The following is a 15,153-nucleotide window of genomic DNA, read 5'->3' as shown; positions in this document are numbered from 1 at the left end:
CGGACCGCCACGATCCGGGCAGCGGAAGTCGTCCGCGCGGGCGGTGGCGCCGAGGGCGAGGACGGCAGCGAGGGCGGCGGTCCTGCACAGGAGGGGACGCATCCACCCACGGTACCAACCGCTCTCGCGGGTCGTCCACACCCGCAGCGAAGATTCCGTCCTCACGTGGTCAGGGCGCCGCGCCAGGCGCAGTCGCCGGGGCGGGCGCGGGCGGCGTCCCGCAGGCGGACTCCAGGCGAGCGCGCCGCTCGGCCAGCGCGTTCCACGCGGCCGCATCGCTGCCTTCCGGGGACACGTCCACCGCGCGCCGCTGCAGCGCGAGCGCCTCCGGGCACTGGCCCAGGTCCTCGAGCACGCGGGAGAGCGTGACGAGCGCGTAGCCCTTCCAGGGCTCGAGCGCGACCGCCCGCCGGGCGAGCGGCAGCGCCTCGCCGGAGCGCCCGGCCGCGAGCAGCGCCGCGGAGAGGATGCTGAGCGCCGCGGCGCTCGTGCCGTCGGCCGCGACCGCCCTCTGCAGCGCCGCGAGCCGCCGCTCCTCCTGGCCCGCGGGGACAAAGGCGGCGAGCGCCAGCCAGGCGCGGCCGTCCTCCGGGTGCGCGGCGGTGGCGCGCTCCATCAGGCGGAGGGCCTCGCCGGCCTTCGCCGAGGCCGCGAGCAGCGCCAGGGCGTCGACATGACCCGGGTCGTGCGTGAGCGCGTGCTCCGCCTCGGCGCGAATCCAGGAAGCGTCGTTCCGGACCCACCTTGCCTCCCAGAGCAGCGCGAGGCGCGCCGCGTGCACCTCGGCGGCGGTCATCGTCCGATCCGTCGCCCGCGGCGCGGGGGGCAGCCGGACCGGGCGAGACGTGTACTTCCCGCCGTGGTTCAGGTACCGGTCCAGCGCCTCGTCCAGCGTCCGCGCGCGGTCCTTGGCAGCGGGGTCCCACTCCGGGAAGACCTCCCGCCATGCGGCGGTGGGATCCTGCCCGCGCGCGAAGCGTACCTGCAGCGCGCGGAACCGCTCCGGCTCCCGGTTCACGAGGAAGTGCACCAGGGCCCACGACTCCGCATACGCGGCGCCGGTGCGATCGTCGAACCTGCTCGCGGTGAGGACGTCGGCCGCCCGCATGCCTCGACCGTGGTGGGCGCTGGCCAACCAGGACCAGTGCTCCGGCGCGCCGCCCAGGGTTGGCGAGCCCTCGGTGCCCATCGACTCCATGAAGCTGGCGAGCCCCTCCCGGAACCAGGGCGGCTGACGCGCGAAGAGCTGCGCCGTGAGGTGGAGGGTGACCTCGTGCGCGATCACCCTCCGCTGCGCCTCGCCGAGCGTGCCGGGCATGACCACGACAGGCCCGGAGAACTCGGGCCGGTGGTAGTACGCGGCGGCGCCCCTCGGCGCGAAGCGCTTCAAGTCGCTCTCGGACACGAGGGCCACCACGCGCAGCAGGCCGGGCGCGGGCGGCGGGTTGCGGAAGAGTCCGCTGCGCACGACGACGAACATGCGCTCGAGCTCGCCCGCGAGCTCCTTCGCCTTCCACGACGGGAGGTCCGTCTGGAGCACCACGTGCTCGGTCCGGAGCTCGTGCCAGTCCCGTCCGCCCTGCTCCGGGCAGCGGAACGAACCGGCGCCGGCGCAGCCGGAGAGGGAGGCGAGCGCGATCGCGACCATCGGGGCCCACGCGGTGGCCGGCAGGGGCGGGTGGCGCATCCACCCACGGTACCAACCGCGCGCGCGCGGCGTCCACACGCTGAGCGAAGCTGCCGTCATCACGAAAAGAAGAGGGGCCGCCGGCGCACCGGCGACCCCTCGGTTCCGTCCGGGAGGACGGGACGGCCTACATCATGCCGCCCATCCCGCCCATGCCGCCCATGCCGCCGCCGGCGGGGGCCGCAGCCTCCTCCTTCGGCTTCTCGGCGACCATCGCCATGGTGGTGAGCATCAGCGAGGCGACCGACGCCGCGTTCTGCAGCGCGGAGCGCGAGACCTTGGTCGGGTCGATGACGCCGGCCTTCACCAGGTCCTCGTACTCGCCCGTGGCGGCGTTGAAGCCGAACGCGGCCTCCTTCGCCTCCTTCACCTTGTTCACCACGATCGAGCCCTCGTAGCCGCCGTTGCCGGAGATCTGGCGGAGCGGCTCCTCGATGGCGCGGCGGACGATGTCGAGGCCGACCTTCTCGCCCTCGTTCACCTTCACGCCCTCGAGCGCCTTCACGCAGCGCAGGTACGCCACGCCGCCGCCGGGGACGATGCCCTCCTCGACGGCCGCGCGGGTCGCGTGGAGCGCGTCCTCGACGCGGGCCTTCTTCTCCTTCATCTCGGTCTCGGTGGCCGCGCCGACGTTGATGACCGCCACGCCGCCCACCAGCTTCGCGAGGCGCTCCTGGAGCTTCTCGCGGTCGTAGTCGGAGGTGGTCTCCTCGATCTGCGCGCGGATGGTCTTCACCCGGGCCTCGATGTCCTCCTTCTTGCCGGCGCCGTCGACGATGGTGGTGTTGTCCTTGTCCACCGTGACGCGCTTGGCGCGGCCGAGGTCCTTCAGCGTGACCTGCTCGAGCTTGAGGCCGAGCTCCTCGGCGATCATGCGGCCGCCGGTGAGGATCGCGATGTCCTCCAGCATGGCCTTGCGGCGGTCGCCGAAGCCCGGGGCCTTCACCGCGCAGACGTGCAGCGTGCCGCGCAGCTTGTTGACGACCAGCGTCGCCAGCGCCTCACCCTCGACCTCCTCGGCCACGATGATGAGCGGCTTGCCCGAGCGCGCGATCTGCTCCAGCAGCGGGAGCAGGTCCTTCATGTTCGAGATCTTCTTCTCGTTGATGAGGATGTAGGCGTCCTCGAGGACCGCCTCCATGCGCTCCGCGTCGGTCACGAAGTACGGCGAGAGGTAGCCGCGGTCGAACTGCATGCCCTCGACCACGTCGAGCGTCGTCTCGAGGCCCTTGGCCTCCTCGACGGTGATGACGCCCTCCTTGCCGACCTTCTCCATCGCCTCGGCGATGATGTTGCCGATGGTGGTGTCGCCGTTGGCGGAGATGATGCCGACCTGGGCGATCTCCTTGTGGTCCTTCGTCGGCTTGGAGAGCTTCTTCAGCTCGCCCACGATGGCCTCGACGGCCTTGTCGATGCCGCGCTTCACGTCCATCGGGTTGTGGCCGGCCGCGACGAGCTTCGAGCCCTCGCGGTAGATGGCCTGGGCGAGCACGGTCGCGGTGGTGGTGCCGTCACCGGCCACGTCGGAGGTCTTGGAGGCGACCTCCTTCACCATCTGCGCGCCCATGTTCTCGAACTTGTTCTCGAGCTCGATCTCCTTCGCGACCGTCACGCCGTCCTTGGTGATGGTCGGGGAGCCGAAGCTCTTCTCGATGACCACGTTCCGGCCCTTCGGCCCGAGGGTCACCTTCACCGCGTCGGCGAGCGTGTTCACGCCCTTGAGGATCGCGTCGCGGGCCTTCTGGTCGAAGACGATTTCCTTGGCTGCCATGTCTTTGAGCTCCGTGTTCCGTGAGAGGGGCTGCGGGCGCTAGCCTTCGATCACGCCGAGGATGTCCTCCTCGCGCATGATCAGGTGCTCCTCGCCGTCGATCTTGACCTCGGTGCCGGCGTACTTGGAGAAGAGGACGCGGTCGCCGGCCTTGACGTCGAGCGGGCGGACCTTGCCGTCCTCGAGGACCTTGCCGTTGCCCGCGGCGATCACCTTGCCCTCGATGGGCTTCTCCTTGGCCGAGTCCGGGATGATGATCCCGCCCTTGGTCTTCTCCTCCTCCTGCACCCGCTTCACGATGAGGCGGTCCTGCAGCGGACGGATCTTCGTCATGGTGTGTCCTCCTTGTGGCTCTGGCCTCCCCCGCCAACGCGCGGCGGGAGGGTTCGAAGGTCGTTGGAGCCGGCTGGCAGTCGAGTGCTCCGACTGCCAGCGGCGCGCGTATCCTAACCACGGCCTCGGGGGTGTCAAGCGAGCGGGGTGAATGCGTATCCTTTCGGAATAACGAACGTTTTATTTCGGGGCTGGCAGTCGACCCGATCGAGTGCCGAAGGTGCGGCTGGCAGTCGCATCCTCCGGCTGCCGCAGGTGCGGCCGGGTGGGTGAAAGCGCCGTCACGGCGCGGGGTTGCGCCTCCGGCGCGGCGGAGATTACCGTTCAGGGTAGGAGGGCGCCCCTGCGGCGAGCCGTCCAGCCGCCCGCGGGGCCACCCACCGAGGAGGGCCGCGACCCAGTGAGCGACACGATCCTCGTCGGCAAGACCGCGCAGGAGTGGTTCCGGGAGGCGATCGCCGATGCGCTCTCCCATCGCCGCATGAAGGTCGAGGAGGTCACCGAGTTCTACCTGGTGAACCTCCTCACCGGCTTCCTCGAGAAGGAGCGCCTGTTCGTGGAGGACGCCGACGGCGCCGTCCGCGCCGAGCCGCTCGCGCTCATCCTGGTGAAGGCGCTGCAGGCCGACCGGGCCGCGCGCGCCCGGGAGCTCCGGCGCCTCGGGGACACGGCGCTGTTCGTCGCGGGGTTCTTCGGCGACTCGCTGGCGCGCTCGCTCGTCGACGTGGACTACTACATCGCCATGGGCGAGCGCGCGTACGGCACGCTCGCCGGCACCGAGCGCCGGCCCGGCCTCGACGGGCTCTACGAGGAGCTGGCGGGCCGCTTCGGCGACTTCGTGGACCTGTTCGCCGAGATCGCGGAGCTGTCCGACCTGCGCTCGAACCGCGGCCTCCTGCGCCTCTACGAGCGCTTCCTCGCGACCCGTTCCGAGCGCGTCGCCGATCGGCTGCGCGCGCGCGGCGTGGCCCTGTTCGGCGGACCGGGCGCGCCGCCGCGGGGGCTGAAGCACTGATGGGCCGCGCCGACGAGACGCTCGCGTTCCTGCAGGACGAGCTCGAGGCCATCTACGGCGTCGAGGCGCCCCGGGTGCACGCGTTCGTGATGGGCGAGGCGGCCGCGCGCGCGGCCGGTCGCGCGCCACGCGCGCCCGAGGAGCTGCTGGTGGTCGAGGAGCAGGACGGCGTCGCGCTCGGCCTGTACCTCGCGGACGAGGTGATGCGCGCCGCCGCCGCCGCGGACCCGCACGATCCGCGCCCGCGCCTCACCGCGCGCGGCGCGCTCGGCCGGCTCGCCTGCGCGGCCGAGGGCGTCTCGCACTTCGTCTACCTCGCGACGCGCGCGGCCGAGGGCCGGCCGGTGTCGCTGCTCGAGCTCGAGGTGCAGGCGGAGGTGGACAAGTTCGCGCTGCTGGTGCTGCACCTGTGGCGGCGCGGGCTGCGGCGGATGAGCCCGGCGCTGCGGCGCCGCCTGTTCGAGCGCGTCGCGTACCACGCCCACCTCGGGGGCGAGGAGCTGCACCGGTACCGCGAGGCGAACCGGCTGGGCGGCGGCTACGCGCGCTGGCTGGAGGGGCGGTACGTGGAGGAGGCCGACGTGGAAGGCCTGCTGCGGGAGCTGCGCCGCTCCTACCGGCTCGGCGGCGGCGAGAAGCTCGGGTACCTGGGCACGCGCACGCTCCAGTGAACGCGAAAGGGCGCGCCACGTGGCGCGCCCCTCGGAGTCCCTGCGGCGGCGGTCGCGCTAGCGCAGCGTCCGCGTCTGGCCGGCGGGGATGTTGACCTTCTCCTTGTCGAACTTGCCGGAGAGCGCGTCGCGGACCGAGCGGTCGAAGCGGACCTTGCCCGTGGCGATCTCGCGCAGCGCCAGGACCGGCGGCTTGTTCTTGCTCGCCGCCTGCAGCGGGCGGGCGCCGGCCATGAGCTGGCGGGTCCGCTTGGTCGCGAGCAGCACGAGCGCGAAGCGGTTGTCCACCATGGGGAGGCAGTCTTCGACGGTGACGCGGGCCATGCGCTTCTCCTTCGGTTCGACGCGAAGGGCGGAACATAAGCGGACGGGGAGGGCGGGTCAACCTCGGAAGGGACGGGGCTCCGCCGCGGGCGCCGGCGCCTGCGCGGGCGGGGGAGCCCCGCCGAGCACGAGCAGCCGCCCGATCGCCGCCTCCACGCGCGCGGCCGCATCGTCGGCCACCGCCACCACCTGGCCGTCCGGCGCCCGCACGAACGCGGCGCCGTCGGCGCCGGTCCCGCCGCCCAGCTCCAGCCGCGCCGTCCCGCCGCCCTCGAGCCCGAGCGCCACCCGGGCGCGCGGCGCCTGCAGACCGTACGGATCGAACACCCCGCCCCGCTCGCCCGACGGGCCCAGCGTGGCGCGCCGGCGGAGCGCGCCCATCGCCTCGAGGAGCTCGCCGGCCGCCGACGGATCCACCGCCGCGCCGTCGCCTGCGCGTGCCCACCCGCCGCCCCGCCGGACGACGCGCACGGCGCGCCCGCCCGCCGCGACCTCGATCGCGATCACCTGCCCCGGCGCGAGGTCCACCACCGCCCCGCCGCGCGTGCCGCCGGCCGCGCGCTCGCGGCCGCGCAGGCGCACGCCGGTGGTGGCGATGAGCGCGATGGCCCCGGCGAGCACGGCCAGCGCGAGGGCGAGCAGGAGGAGGGCGCGGCGCGACACCTGGGCAACGTGCCACAGGGCCCGGGCGGTGGCGAGCGGCGCGACGGGCCGTGCGGCGCGGGGCGCCCACTTGCCCGCGACCCCGGGTCGCGGCATCCTCCGCGCGCCGGAGGTGCCCGAATGCCCGTGGTGGTCCAGAAGTACGGCGGCTCGTCGGTCGGGACCGTCGAGAAGATGCGCAAGGTGGCGGAGAAGGTCGCCGCCGCGCGCCGCGCCGGGAAGGACGTCTGCGTGGTGGTCTCCGCCATGGGCGACACCACCGACGACCTGCTCGCGCTCGCGAAGCAGATCTCGCCCGCGCCGGCCCGGCGCGAGCTGGACATGCTGCTCAGCGCCGGCGAGCGCATCTCGATGGCGCTGCTCTCGATGGCGCTCAACGACCTGGGCGTCCCGGCCATCAGCTTCACCGGCAGCCAGTCGGGGATCATCACCACCGACAGCCACTCCGCCGCCCGCATCCTCGAGGTGCGCGCGTTCCGCGTGCAGGAGGAGCTGGCGAAGGGGAAGGTGGTGATCGTGGCCGGCTACCAGGGCGTGTCCACGCGCAAGGAGGTCACCACGCTCGGCCGCGGCGGCTCGGACACCACCGCGGTGGCGCTCGCGGCGGCGCTCGGCGCCGACTGCGAGATCTACTCCGACGTGGCCGGCGTGTTCACCGCCGACCCGCGGGTGGTCCCCTCGGCGGCGCGCCTCGACGCGCTCTCCTACGAGGAGATGCAGGAGCTGGCCGCGGCGGGCGCGAAGGTGCTGAACGCGCAGGCGGTGGAGTTCGCGAAGGAGCGCGGCATCGCCATCCACGCCCGGTCCACCTTCGGCGGCCCCGAGGAGACGGTGGTGAAGGGCGGCGCGCACCCGGAGCGGATCGCCGGGGTGGCCGTGCAGAAGGGCCTGGCGCTGCTGGGGTTCCCGGCGGCGCGGCTCGGCGACGTGCTCGGGATCCTGGAGCGGCACGGCGCGGTGGCGCTGGAGATCGCGGCGCCCGGCGAGCGCGCCGGCGTGGCGCTCGACCTCGAGAACGTGCACGACTGGCCGGTGCTGCGCGCGCAGCTCGCCGCCGAGGTGCCCGGGCTCGCCGCCGAGGACGAGGCCATCGGCGCGGTGTCGGTGGTGGGGACCGGGATCTCGGCCGGCCACCGGGTGCTGCGCGCGGTGGCGGCGACGCTGGCCGAGCTGGGCGCGCGGCCGCGGGCGCTGTTCACCTCGCCGCTGCGCGTGACCGCCTACTGCGACGCCGCGGTCCTGAAGGACGCCGCCCGGCGGCTGCACGAGCAGCTCGTCGGGTAGGCGCCGGGCCTAGCCCCAGAAGCCGCCCGAGCCGGCGCGGTCCTTGCGCAGGTCGTGGCCGGGGTCGAGCTTCACGAACGTGCACATCTCGTTCAGGCGCGAGTAGATGCGGTCGCCCACGCGCTGGGCGAGCGTCATCGCCTCGGCGTCGCGCCGCCACTCGGGCGACGCGGTCCGGACGTGCTTGCCCGGCTCCTCGCGCACCGGGTTCTCGTCCGGGCGCAGGAAGTAGTTGGTGGCGAAGAGCGTGGCGAGCCCGGAGTTGAAGCGCCGGCTGATGAGCTCGTCGAGCATGGAGCGCTCCCACTCGGTGCCGCGCTCCTTGCCCAGCTCGTCGATGGCGAGCACCGGCACCGAGAGCAGCGGCCGCAGGATGTCCATGTGGCTGCGGTTCGCGTCGAAGCCGGCCTTGATCTCGGACAGCAGCAGCATGAACTCCACGTACCGCCCGGACACGCCCTTCTCGAGCGCGAGCCAGCGCAGCGTGGCGACGAGCAGGTGGGTCTTGCCGGCGCCGGGGCGGCCGTAGAGCAGGTAGCCCTTGGTGGGCGCGTCGCGCCGGAACTTGCGCGCGAAGTCCTCCGCCACCGCGCGGGCGCGGGCGTGGTCGGGCGACCAGCTCTTGAAGGTCTCGAAGGAGGCCCTCGCCACCGCGGCCGGGATCGCGATCTGGTTGAACACCGCGATCCGCTCGTCGAGGTGCCGGCAGCTGCACACCTGGGCCACCGTCGAGCCGCCCTGCGGCACGAGAACGTAGCCGGTCTCCTCGCAGCGCGGGCAGCTCGCCTGGCAGGCGCAGCGGCGCGCGCGGGCGGTCGCGCCGAGGATCTGCTCCACGACGTATCCTGAGCCGCCGCAGTCGGCGCAGGCGCTGGCGCTGGCGTTGGCGTTGTCCACGGGGTCCGGCATGGGCGCGGGAGTCTACACCGAACCCCGGAGGCAGGTGAGCCCCGCCCTCCGGGCCAGATCGGAGAGGTGCGCCCGGAGCGCGTCCCGGTGCGCGCGCCGGCTCGCGCCGCGGGATCGCGGCCCGGCGAGCAGCCGGATGCGCGGCCCGAGCGCGGCCCGCTCCGCGCGGGGGAGGGTGGCGAGCCAGGCGTGGAGGATGCGCGCGTCGGCCGCGGCGAGCGCCGCCTCCACCCGCTCGAGCGGCGACCCCTCGTGCGCGTCGGCGGTCGCGAGCGCGCGCCACGCGGCGCGGTACCCCTCGCGCTGCGCCTCGTCGGCGTCGCGCCCCGCGCCGGCCACCAGCTCGCGCGCGGCGCGGAGGCGCGCCTCGGCGGCCTCGGCCTCGCCCGGCGGCGCCGGCGCGTCGCCGACGCGCCCGCCCTGGTACGCGCGCCACTCGTCCTCCACCGCGAAGCGGAGCGCGCGGATGGAGCGCGGCGGCGAGGCGCCGGGCGCGCGACGCTCGGCGGCGTCCTCGAGCCCGCGGCGCAGCCCGCGGCAGACCACCGCCAGAGGGACGCCGCGCCGCTCCCAGCGCGCGATCAGCTCCTCGTCGAGCGGGGACACGAGCAGCCCGTTCCCGCGGAGGCCGAGGAAGTACTCGGTGACCACCGCGTGGTAGCCGAGCGCGCCCTGGGGGAGGTCCGACATCGCCGGGGAGGGTACCGCGCGCGTCCGTCAGCGAGCGCTCACCGGGCGGCGAGCGCCCGCCGCACCTCGGCCGCGGTCTGCGGCCGGCGCGCCGGGTCCTTCTCGAGCAGGTGCAGCGCGAGGCGCACCAGCGCCGGATCCGCGCCCGGGTTCACCTCCGCGAACGGCGGCGGCGGCAGGTCCAGGATCTCGTGCCACAGCGCCACCGGGTCGCGCGCCGAGAACGGCGGCACGCCCGCGAGCAGCTCGTAGAGGATCACGCCCAGGCTGTAGAGGTCGCTGCGCGCGTCCACCGGGTGCCCCTGCGCCTGCTCGGGCGACATGTAGCGGTAGGTCCCGACGATGTGCCCGGCCTGGGTGAGCGCGTCGTCGACGTCCCGCTCCGCCTCCAGCTTCACCAGCCCGAAGTCCATGAGCCGCGCGCGCCGCGTGTCGTCCACCATCACGTTCGACGGCTTCAGGTCGCGGTGCACCAGGCCCCGGCCGTGGACGTACTCGAGCGCGTCCACCACCTGCTCCAGCACGCCGCGCATCCGCGCCACGCGCACCGGCCGGTTCAGCGCGGCCCGCTGCTCCTCCGAGAGCGGCGCGACGCGGGCGCAGGCGGCCAGGTCCTCGTCGTCGCCGCTGGCCGGGCGCGGCGCGAGCACGCCGAGCTCCTCGGTCTCCGGCTCGTCCATCATGGCGGCGAGCGCGCGGATCGCGTCGGGCCCGGGCTCGCCGGTGGAGCCGGTGATCGCGTCCAGCGCGAACGGCTCCGCGTCGGCGGCCAGGCTCGGGTCCGCGTCGAGGGCGGGCGAGAGGTACGCGCGGAGGTCGAGCCCCTCCACCAGCTCCATGGCCAGGTACGAGTAGCCCTCGGTGACCCCCGCGTCGAAGACGCGCACCACGTTCGGATGATGCAGGGTGCGCAGCACCTCGTACTCGCGCGCCAGCCGCCGGGCGGCGGTCGCGTCCACCGCGGGTGCGGGCCCGAGCAGCTTCACCGCGGCCAGCTCGCCGGTCTCCAGGTGGCGCGCGCGGTAGACGGTGCCGATCCCGCCGCGTCCGACGACGGAGACGATCTCGTACGAGCCGACGCGGTGCGGGGGCACCGATCGAGCATAAGGGGCCGGCGTCGCAGGGGTCAAACCGCGCCCTCGACCCCCCGCCCGTCCGGGCTCGCCCCTGTGCCGCGCCGTGCTATAAGCGCGCGCGATGGCGGACCCCACGGTCGAACAGCTCGAGGCACGCGTGCGCGCACGCCCCCTGCCGCGCCACGTCGCCATCATCATGGACGGAAACGGGCGCTGGGCGGAGACCCGCGGGCTCCCGCGGGTGGCCGGTCACCGGGAGGGGTCGGAGGCGGTCCGGGCGGTGACCCGGACCGCGCGCCGGGTCGGGCTCGAGGCGCTCACCCTGTACGCGTTCAGCGCCGAGAACTGGGCGCGGCCGGACGAGGAGGTGGGCGCGCTCATGCAGCTGCTCGCCGACTACCTCGAGAGCGAGCGCGCCGAGATGATGCAGAACGGCATCCGGCTGAACGCCATCGGCGAGCTGGACCGCCTGCCCGGCTTCGTGCGCGAGCGGCTGGACGCGGCGCGCGCCGAGACCGCCGGCAACGATCGGATGGTGCTCACGCTCGCGCTCTCGTACGGCGGGCGGCAGGAGCTCGTCCACGCGGCCCGCGCCGCCGCCGCCGCGCGCGGCCCGGCGCTGGACGCCGACGACCTCGAGGCCGCGCTGTGGACGCGCGGGCTGCCGGAGCTGGACCTGCTGGTGCGGACCAGCGGCGAGCGCCGCATCTCCAACTTCCTGCTGTGGCAGTGCGCCTACGCCGAGCTCTACTTCTCGGAGGTGCTCTGGCCCGACTTCCGCGACGCGGCGCTGCTCGAGGCCATCGCGAGCTTCCAGGCCCGCGAGCGGCGCTTCGGCCTCACCGGCGCCCAGGTCGCGCGCCCCGAGCGCGGGTGACCGGTCGCGATGGGCGCCCTCGACCCGAAGAACCGCCAGAACCTGCGCCTGCGCGTCGCGTCGGCGGTGGTGCTGTTCCCGCTCGCGGTGTGGATCACCATCCTCGGCGGCCTCCCGTTCGCGCTGCTCGCGGCGGCCGCCGGCGCGGTGGCGTCGAGCGAGCTCATCCTCATGTTCGCGGGGCTGGGCCTCGCCGAGGCGTTCGGCATCGCGGTCGGCGGGGCGATCCCGCTCGCGGCCGCGTTCGGCGAGGGCGGCGAGCTGATGCCGGGCTGGACCTGGCTCGCGCTGGCCGGCGCCACGGTCGCGCTGTTCACGCTCCACCTCTTCCGGCGGGGGCCGCTCGAGGAGATCCCCCGCTCGCTGTCCGCGGTCGCGCTCTCCTGGCTCTACTGCGGCGTCCTGCTCGCCTCGGTGGTCGCGCTGCGGCTGCGCTTCGGGGTGGAGTGGGTGATCCTGGCGTTCGTGGTGACCTGGGGGAACGACACGTTCGCCTACTTCGCCGGCCACGCGTTCGGGAAGCACAAGATGTACGAGCGCATCTCTCCCAAGAAGACCTGGGAGGGCTTCGCGGGCGGCGCGGTGGGCTCGATCGTCGGGGCGCTCGTCACCCGGGCGCTCCTGCCCGCGCTCGCCGCGGACCTGTCGGTGGCCCACGCGATCCTCATCGGCGTGGGGGGCGCGGTGCTCGGGCCGCTCGGGGATCTGGCCGAGTCGATGGTGAAGCGCGCCGCGGGGGTGAAGGACTCGGGCAAGATCATCCCGGGCCACGGCGGACTGCTCGACCGCATCGACGCGCTCCTGTTCGTGTCTCCCTGGGTGTACGCGGTCGCGCACGTCCTTCAGTCCGGGTAGCGCCCCCCGCCCGCGGCGGCGCGGGGCCGGCCGGCGTGGTAGAGAGGAGCCCGTGAAGCGCGTCGCCATCCTCGGGTCCACCGGCTCCATCGGCGTCCAGGCACTCGACGTGGTGGGGCGCTTCCCCGACCGCTTCGAGGTGGTGGGCCTCGCCGCCGGCCGCAACGCGCCGCGCCTGCTCGAGCAGATCCGCCGCTTCCGCCCGCGGGTGGTCTCGGTGTGCGACGAGGCGGCCGCCCGCGCGGTCCGCGCCGAGGCGCCCCCCGGCACCGAGGTGCTCTCCGGCGACGCGGGCGCGGTGGCGGTCGCGAGCCACCCCGACGCCGCGTTCGTGCTCGCGGCCATCTCGGGAGGCGCCGGGCTGCGCTCCACCGCGGCGGCCATCGAGGCGGGCAAGCCGGTGGGGCTCGCGAACAAGGAGTCGATGGTGCTCGCGGGCGAGCTGCTCATGGCCCGCGCCGCCGCGAAGGGCGTCGCCATCCTGCCGGTCGACTCCGAGCACAGCGCCATCCACCAGTCGCTCGTCGGCCACAACCGCGGCGAGGTGCGGCGCCTCATCCTCACCGCGTCCGGTGGGCCGCTGCGCTGCACGCCCGAGGCGGAGCTCGCCACGGTCACGCCCGAGCGCGCCCTCAAGCATCCGAACTGGTCGATGGGCGACAAGATCACCATCGACTCGGCCACCCTGATGAACAAGGGGCTCGAGGTCATCGAGGCGCGCTGGCTGTTCGGGGTGGAGCAGCAGCGCATCGACATCGTCGTGCACCCGGAGTCGGTGGTGCACTCGATGGTCGAGTACGTGGACGGCTCCATCGTGGCGCAGCTCGGGATCTCCGACATGCGCGGGCCGATCAGCTACGCGATGGGCCACCCCGAGCGCATGCCGCTCGACCTGCCGCCGCTCGACCTCGGGCGGCTCGGGAAGCTCACCTTCGAGCCGCCGGATCCGGCGCGCTTCCCGGCCTACACGCTGGCGTACCGCGCGCTCGAGCTGGGCGGCACCGCGCCGGCGGTGCTCTCCGGCGCCGACGAGGCCGCCGTGGCCGCGTTCCTGGCGCGCCGCTGCAGCTTCACCGAGATCGCCGAGGTCTGCGCGGACGTGCTCGAGGCGCACGTGGTCGAGCCGGTGCGCTCGGTGGAGCAGGCGCTCGCCGCGAGCGAGCACGGCCGGCGCGAGGCCGAGAAGCGCGTCGGTGCGCGCGCGCACGCTCCGGCGAGCCGATAGGGCGCCCGGGGCAATCCGCCCCGCCGCCTCCCCCGCCGACCGGGCAGGCGAGCGTGTCCGGCGTCCCGGTGCTAAGTAAAAAAGAATGCCGGACCTCCTCCTGAAGATCGGTTCCATCGTCCTCCTCCTCGGGGGGCTCATCTTCGTCCACGAGCTCGGCCACTTCGTGGTCGCGAAGCTCATGGGCGTGAAGGTCGTCCGCTTCTCGATCGGCTTCGGGCCCCGCCTGTTCGGGGTCCAGCGCGGCGAGACCGAGTACCGGATCGCGCTGCTGCCGCTCGGCGGCTACGTGAAGATGGCCGGCGACGATCCCTCCGAGGCGGTGGCCCCGGAGGACGCCGGCCGCGGCTTCCTCGAGCAGCGGCCCTGGAAGCGCCTGCTCATCGCGGTGGCCGGTCCGGCCGCGAACCTGATCTTCCCCGGCGTCATCTACGTCGCGCTGGCGCTCGCCCAGAACGGGGAGCCGGCCCCCGGCCCGGTGGTCGGCACCGTCGCGCCCGGGACCCCGGCCGCGGAGGCCGGCATGCAGCCCGGCGATCGCATCCTGAGCGTGGCCGCGCCCGGCCAGGCCGCCGACCCGGTGCGCTACTTCTCCGACCTGCGCGACCTCGTGTCGCCGCACCCCGGCGAGCCGCTCACCTTCCGGATCGAGCGGGACGGCGCGCAGCGGGCGCTCACCATCACCCCGGCGAGCGAGCAGGAGTCGAACCCCATCGAGTCCACGCGGCGCGGCGTGATCGGCGTGACGCCGACGTATCCGAGCGCGGTGGTGGCCCCGGTGCGGCCCGGCCTCGCCGGCCCGCTCGAGCCGTTCGACCTCGTGATCGCCGCCGGCGGGAAGGCGGTGCGCCACGCGGGCGACCTCGAGCACGCGGTGGCCGCGGCGCGCTGCGGCCCGCTCGACCTCGAGGTGGTGCGGGAGTCGCCGCGGACGCTCCCGGGCGTCGCGCTCGCCGACCACCGCGCGGTCTCGCTCCCGCAGGTGCCCACCTGCGCCGCCGGCGAGCGCACGTTCGCGGTGGCGGACCCGGCGGTGTCCACGTTCATCGCCACCGTGGTCCCGGGCAGCCCGGCCGAGAAGGCGGGGCTGCGCCGCGGCGACGCCATCGCCTCGGTGAACGGCAAGCCGGTCCGCTCGTTCCTGCGGGACCTGAACGCGTTCGGGCGCGACTTCCTGAAGGCCGGGACCCCGGTGCAGCTCGGGCTCGCCGACGGCCGCACGGTGGCGCTCGTGCCGGCGAACGAGACCTACCGTGACGAGATCACCGGCGAGCCGGCGCAGCGCCTGGTGCTGGGCTTCCAGCCGGACCAGCGCGACGCGGTCGATCCGCTGGCGCTGCTGGCGGAGCAGGTGCCGCTCGCGCGCGGCGCGGTGGAGGCGTTCCAGCTCGCCTGGCGGCAGCTCCACGAGGTGGTGCGGCTCACCGTGCTCGGCATCGTCCGCATCGTCACCGGCGACATCAGCTTCAAGACGGTGGGCGGGCCCATCATGCTGTTCTCCATCGCCTCGGAGGCGGCGGAGGAGGGCTGGGGCTCGTTCCTGTTCAAGATGGCGCTCATCAGCGTGAACCTCGGCCTGATGAACCTGCTGCCCATCCCGGTGCTCGACGGCGGCCACATCGCGCAGGCGGCGCTGGAGGGCGTCACCCGGCGGCCGCTCTCGGTGCGGACGCGCGAGCTCGCGAACATCGTCGGCATCGTGCTGCTGTTCACGCTCATGCTGTTCGTGTTCAAGAACGACATCGTGCGCCTCATGCGGCCGATGGAGTAGAA

The 15,153-nt window shown here is 74.2% G+C and carries 15 protein-coding genes; 7 read left to right on the top strand and 8 right to left on the bottom strand.

Going from position 1 to position 15,153, the window contains the following annotated elements:
- Positions 1–169 precede the first annotated feature (169 nt).
- The 3 genes from A2CP1_RS18825 to groES form a co-directional block, all read right to left on the bottom strand.
- Positions 170–1,687: a tetratricopeptide repeat protein gene (locus A2CP1_RS18825; RefSeq protein WP_015934825.1), complete on the bottom strand. Its 1,518-nt coding sequence runs from the start codon at positions 1,685–1,687 to the stop codon at positions 170–172.
- Positions 1,688–1,814: 127 nt separating this feature from the next.
- Positions 1,815–3,458: a chaperonin GroEL gene (gene groL / locus A2CP1_RS18820; RefSeq protein WP_015934824.1), complete on the bottom strand. Its 1,644-nt coding sequence runs from the start codon at positions 3,456–3,458 to the stop codon at positions 1,815–1,817.
- A gap of 39 nt (positions 3,459–3,497) precedes the next feature.
- Complete coding sequence (gene groES / locus A2CP1_RS18815) at positions 3,498–3,791, bottom strand: co-chaperone GroES (RefSeq protein ID WP_011422641.1); 294 nt, start codon at positions 3,789–3,791, stop codon at positions 3,498–3,500.
- Between the two features lie 400 nt (positions 3,792–4,191).
- Here groES and A2CP1_RS18810 point away from each other — a divergent pair, with 400 nt between their 5' ends.
- Positions 4,192–4,806 carry a hypothetical protein gene (locus A2CP1_RS18810; protein WP_015934823.1) on the top strand — a complete coding sequence of 205 codons (615 nt, stop codon included), beginning with the start codon at positions 4,192–4,194 and terminating at the stop codon, positions 4,804–4,806.
- Positions 4,806–5,477 (top strand): hypothetical protein, encoded by a 672-nt coding sequence (locus A2CP1_RS18805; RefSeq protein WP_012527638.1) that lies wholly within the window; start codon positions 4,806–4,808, stop codon positions 5,475–5,477. Before A2CP1_RS18810 ends, A2CP1_RS18805 begins: the two co-directional genes overlap by 1 nt.
- A gap of 57 nt (positions 5,478–5,534) precedes the next feature.
- Here A2CP1_RS18805 and rpoZ read toward each other — a convergent pair whose 3' ends face one another.
- The gene (gene rpoZ / locus A2CP1_RS18800) at positions 5,535–5,801 is read right to left on the bottom strand and encodes a DNA-directed RNA polymerase subunit omega (protein ID WP_011422638.1); all 267 of its coding nucleotides are present in this window, start codon (positions 5,799–5,801) and stop codon (positions 5,535–5,537) included.
- 57 nt (positions 5,802–5,858) lie between these two features.
- Positions 5,859–6,464 (bottom strand): DUF4340 domain-containing protein, encoded by a 606-nt coding sequence (locus A2CP1_RS18795; RefSeq protein ID WP_245529840.1) that lies wholly within the window; start codon positions 6,462–6,464, stop codon positions 5,859–5,861.
- A gap of 120 nt (positions 6,465–6,584) precedes the next feature.
- Here A2CP1_RS18795 and A2CP1_RS18790 point away from each other — a divergent pair, with 120 nt between their 5' ends.
- Entirely contained in the window at positions 6,585–7,748 is a 1,164-nt protein-coding gene (locus A2CP1_RS18790; RefSeq protein ID WP_015934821.1) for an aspartate kinase, read from the top strand.
- A 9-nt stretch (positions 7,749–7,757) separates the two neighbouring features.
- Here the strand turns inward: A2CP1_RS18790 and A2CP1_RS18785 are convergent, their stop codons facing one another.
- From A2CP1_RS18785 to A2CP1_RS18775, 3 genes are read right to left on the bottom strand one after another with little or no spacing between them, the layout of a single operon-like run.
- Positions 7,758–8,657, bottom strand: coding sequence for an ATP-binding protein (locus A2CP1_RS18785; RefSeq protein ID WP_015934820.1), 900 nt, complete (start codon positions 8,655–8,657; stop codon positions 7,758–7,760).
- 12 nt (positions 8,658–8,669) lie between these two features.
- Positions 8,670–9,347 carry a hypothetical protein gene (locus tag A2CP1_RS18780; RefSeq protein WP_012527634.1) on the bottom strand — a complete coding sequence of 226 codons (678 nt, stop codon included), beginning with the start codon at positions 9,345–9,347 and terminating at the stop codon, positions 8,670–8,672.
- 38 nt (positions 9,348–9,385) lie between these two features.
- Complete coding sequence (locus tag A2CP1_RS18775) at positions 9,386–10,441, bottom strand: serine/threonine-protein kinase (RefSeq protein ID WP_015934819.1); 1,056 nt, start codon at positions 10,439–10,441, stop codon at positions 9,386–9,388.
- 103 nt (positions 10,442–10,544) lie between these two features.
- Between A2CP1_RS18775 and uppS the strand changes: the two genes are divergently transcribed.
- The 4 genes from uppS to A2CP1_RS18755 all read left to right on the top strand — a co-directional run bounded on the left by uppS (position 10,545) and on the right by A2CP1_RS18755 (position 15,151).
- The gene (gene uppS, locus A2CP1_RS18770; protein ID WP_012527632.1) at positions 10,545–11,300 is read left to right on the top strand and encodes a polyprenyl diphosphate synthase; all 756 of its coding nucleotides are present in this window, start codon (positions 10,545–10,547) and stop codon (positions 11,298–11,300) included.
- Positions 11,301–11,309: 9 nt separating this feature from the next.
- Positions 11,310–12,155 carry a phosphatidate cytidylyltransferase gene (locus A2CP1_RS18765; protein WP_015934818.1) on the top strand — a complete coding sequence of 282 codons (846 nt, stop codon included), beginning with the start codon at positions 11,310–11,312 and terminating at the stop codon, positions 12,153–12,155.
- A gap of 52 nt (positions 12,156–12,207) precedes the next feature.
- The gene (locus A2CP1_RS18760; protein ID WP_015934817.1) at positions 12,208–13,380 is read left to right on the top strand and encodes a 1-deoxy-D-xylulose-5-phosphate reductoisomerase; all 1,173 of its coding nucleotides are present in this window, start codon (positions 12,208–12,210) and stop codon (positions 13,378–13,380) included.
- An 85-nt stretch (positions 13,381–13,465) separates the two neighbouring features.
- The gene (locus A2CP1_RS18755; RefSeq protein ID WP_015934816.1) at positions 13,466–15,151 is read left to right on the top strand and encodes a site-2 protease family protein; all 1,686 of its coding nucleotides are present in this window, start codon (positions 13,466–13,468) and stop codon (positions 15,149–15,151) included.
- Positions 15,152–15,153 lie beyond the last annotated feature (2 nt).

The organism is Anaeromyxobacter dehalogenans 2CP-1 (assembly GCF_000022145.1).
Lineage (GTDB): Bacteria > Myxococcota > Myxococcia > Myxococcales > Anaeromyxobacteraceae > Anaeromyxobacter > Anaeromyxobacter dehalogenans.
This window is presented reverse-complemented; position numbering and strand designations above follow the sequence as displayed.

What these genes read in the sequence shown, in the direction of transcription:
- groL (WP_015934824.1), bottom strand. Translation starts at nt 3,458, where the DNA reads ATGGCAGCCAAGGAAATCGTCTTCGACCAGAAGGCCCGCGACGCGATC.
- rpoZ (WP_011422638.1), bottom strand. Translation starts at nt 5,801, where the DNA reads ATGGCCCGCGTCACCGTCGAAGACTGCCTCCCCATGGTGGACAACCGC.
- A2CP1_RS18765 (WP_015934818.1), top strand. Translation starts at nt 11,310, where the DNA reads ATGGGCGCCCTCGACCCGAAGAACCGCCAGAACCTGCGCCTGCGCGTC.
- A2CP1_RS18805 (WP_012527638.1), top strand. Translation starts at nt 4,806, where the DNA reads ATGGGCCGCGCCGACGAGACGCTCGCGTTCCTGCAGGACGAGCTCGAG.
- A2CP1_RS18785 (WP_015934820.1), bottom strand. Translation starts at nt 8,657, where the DNA reads ATGCCGGACCCCGTGGACAACGCCAACGCCAGCGCCAGCGCCTGCGCC.
- groES (WP_011422641.1), bottom strand. Translation starts at nt 3,791, where the DNA reads ATGACGAAGATCCGTCCGCTGCAGGACCGCCTCATCGTGAAGCGGGTG.
- A2CP1_RS18780 (WP_012527634.1), bottom strand. Translation starts at nt 9,347, where the DNA reads ATGTCGGACCTCCCCCAGGGCGCGCTCGGCTACCACGCGGTGGTCACC.
- A2CP1_RS18825 (WP_015934825.1), bottom strand. Translation starts at nt 1,687, where the DNA reads ATGCGCCACCCGCCCCTGCCGGCCACCGCGTGGGCCCCGATGGTCGCG.
- A2CP1_RS18790 (WP_015934821.1), top strand. Translation starts at nt 6,585, where the DNA reads ATGCCCGTGGTGGTCCAGAAGTACGGCGGCTCGTCGGTCGGGACCGTC.
- A2CP1_RS18755 (WP_015934816.1), top strand. Translation starts at nt 13,466, where the DNA reads ATGCCGGACCTCCTCCTGAAGATCGGTTCCATCGTCCTCCTCCTCGGG.
- uppS (WP_012527632.1), top strand. Translation starts at nt 10,545, where the DNA reads ATGGCGGACCCCACGGTCGAACAGCTCGAGGCACGCGTGCGCGCACGC.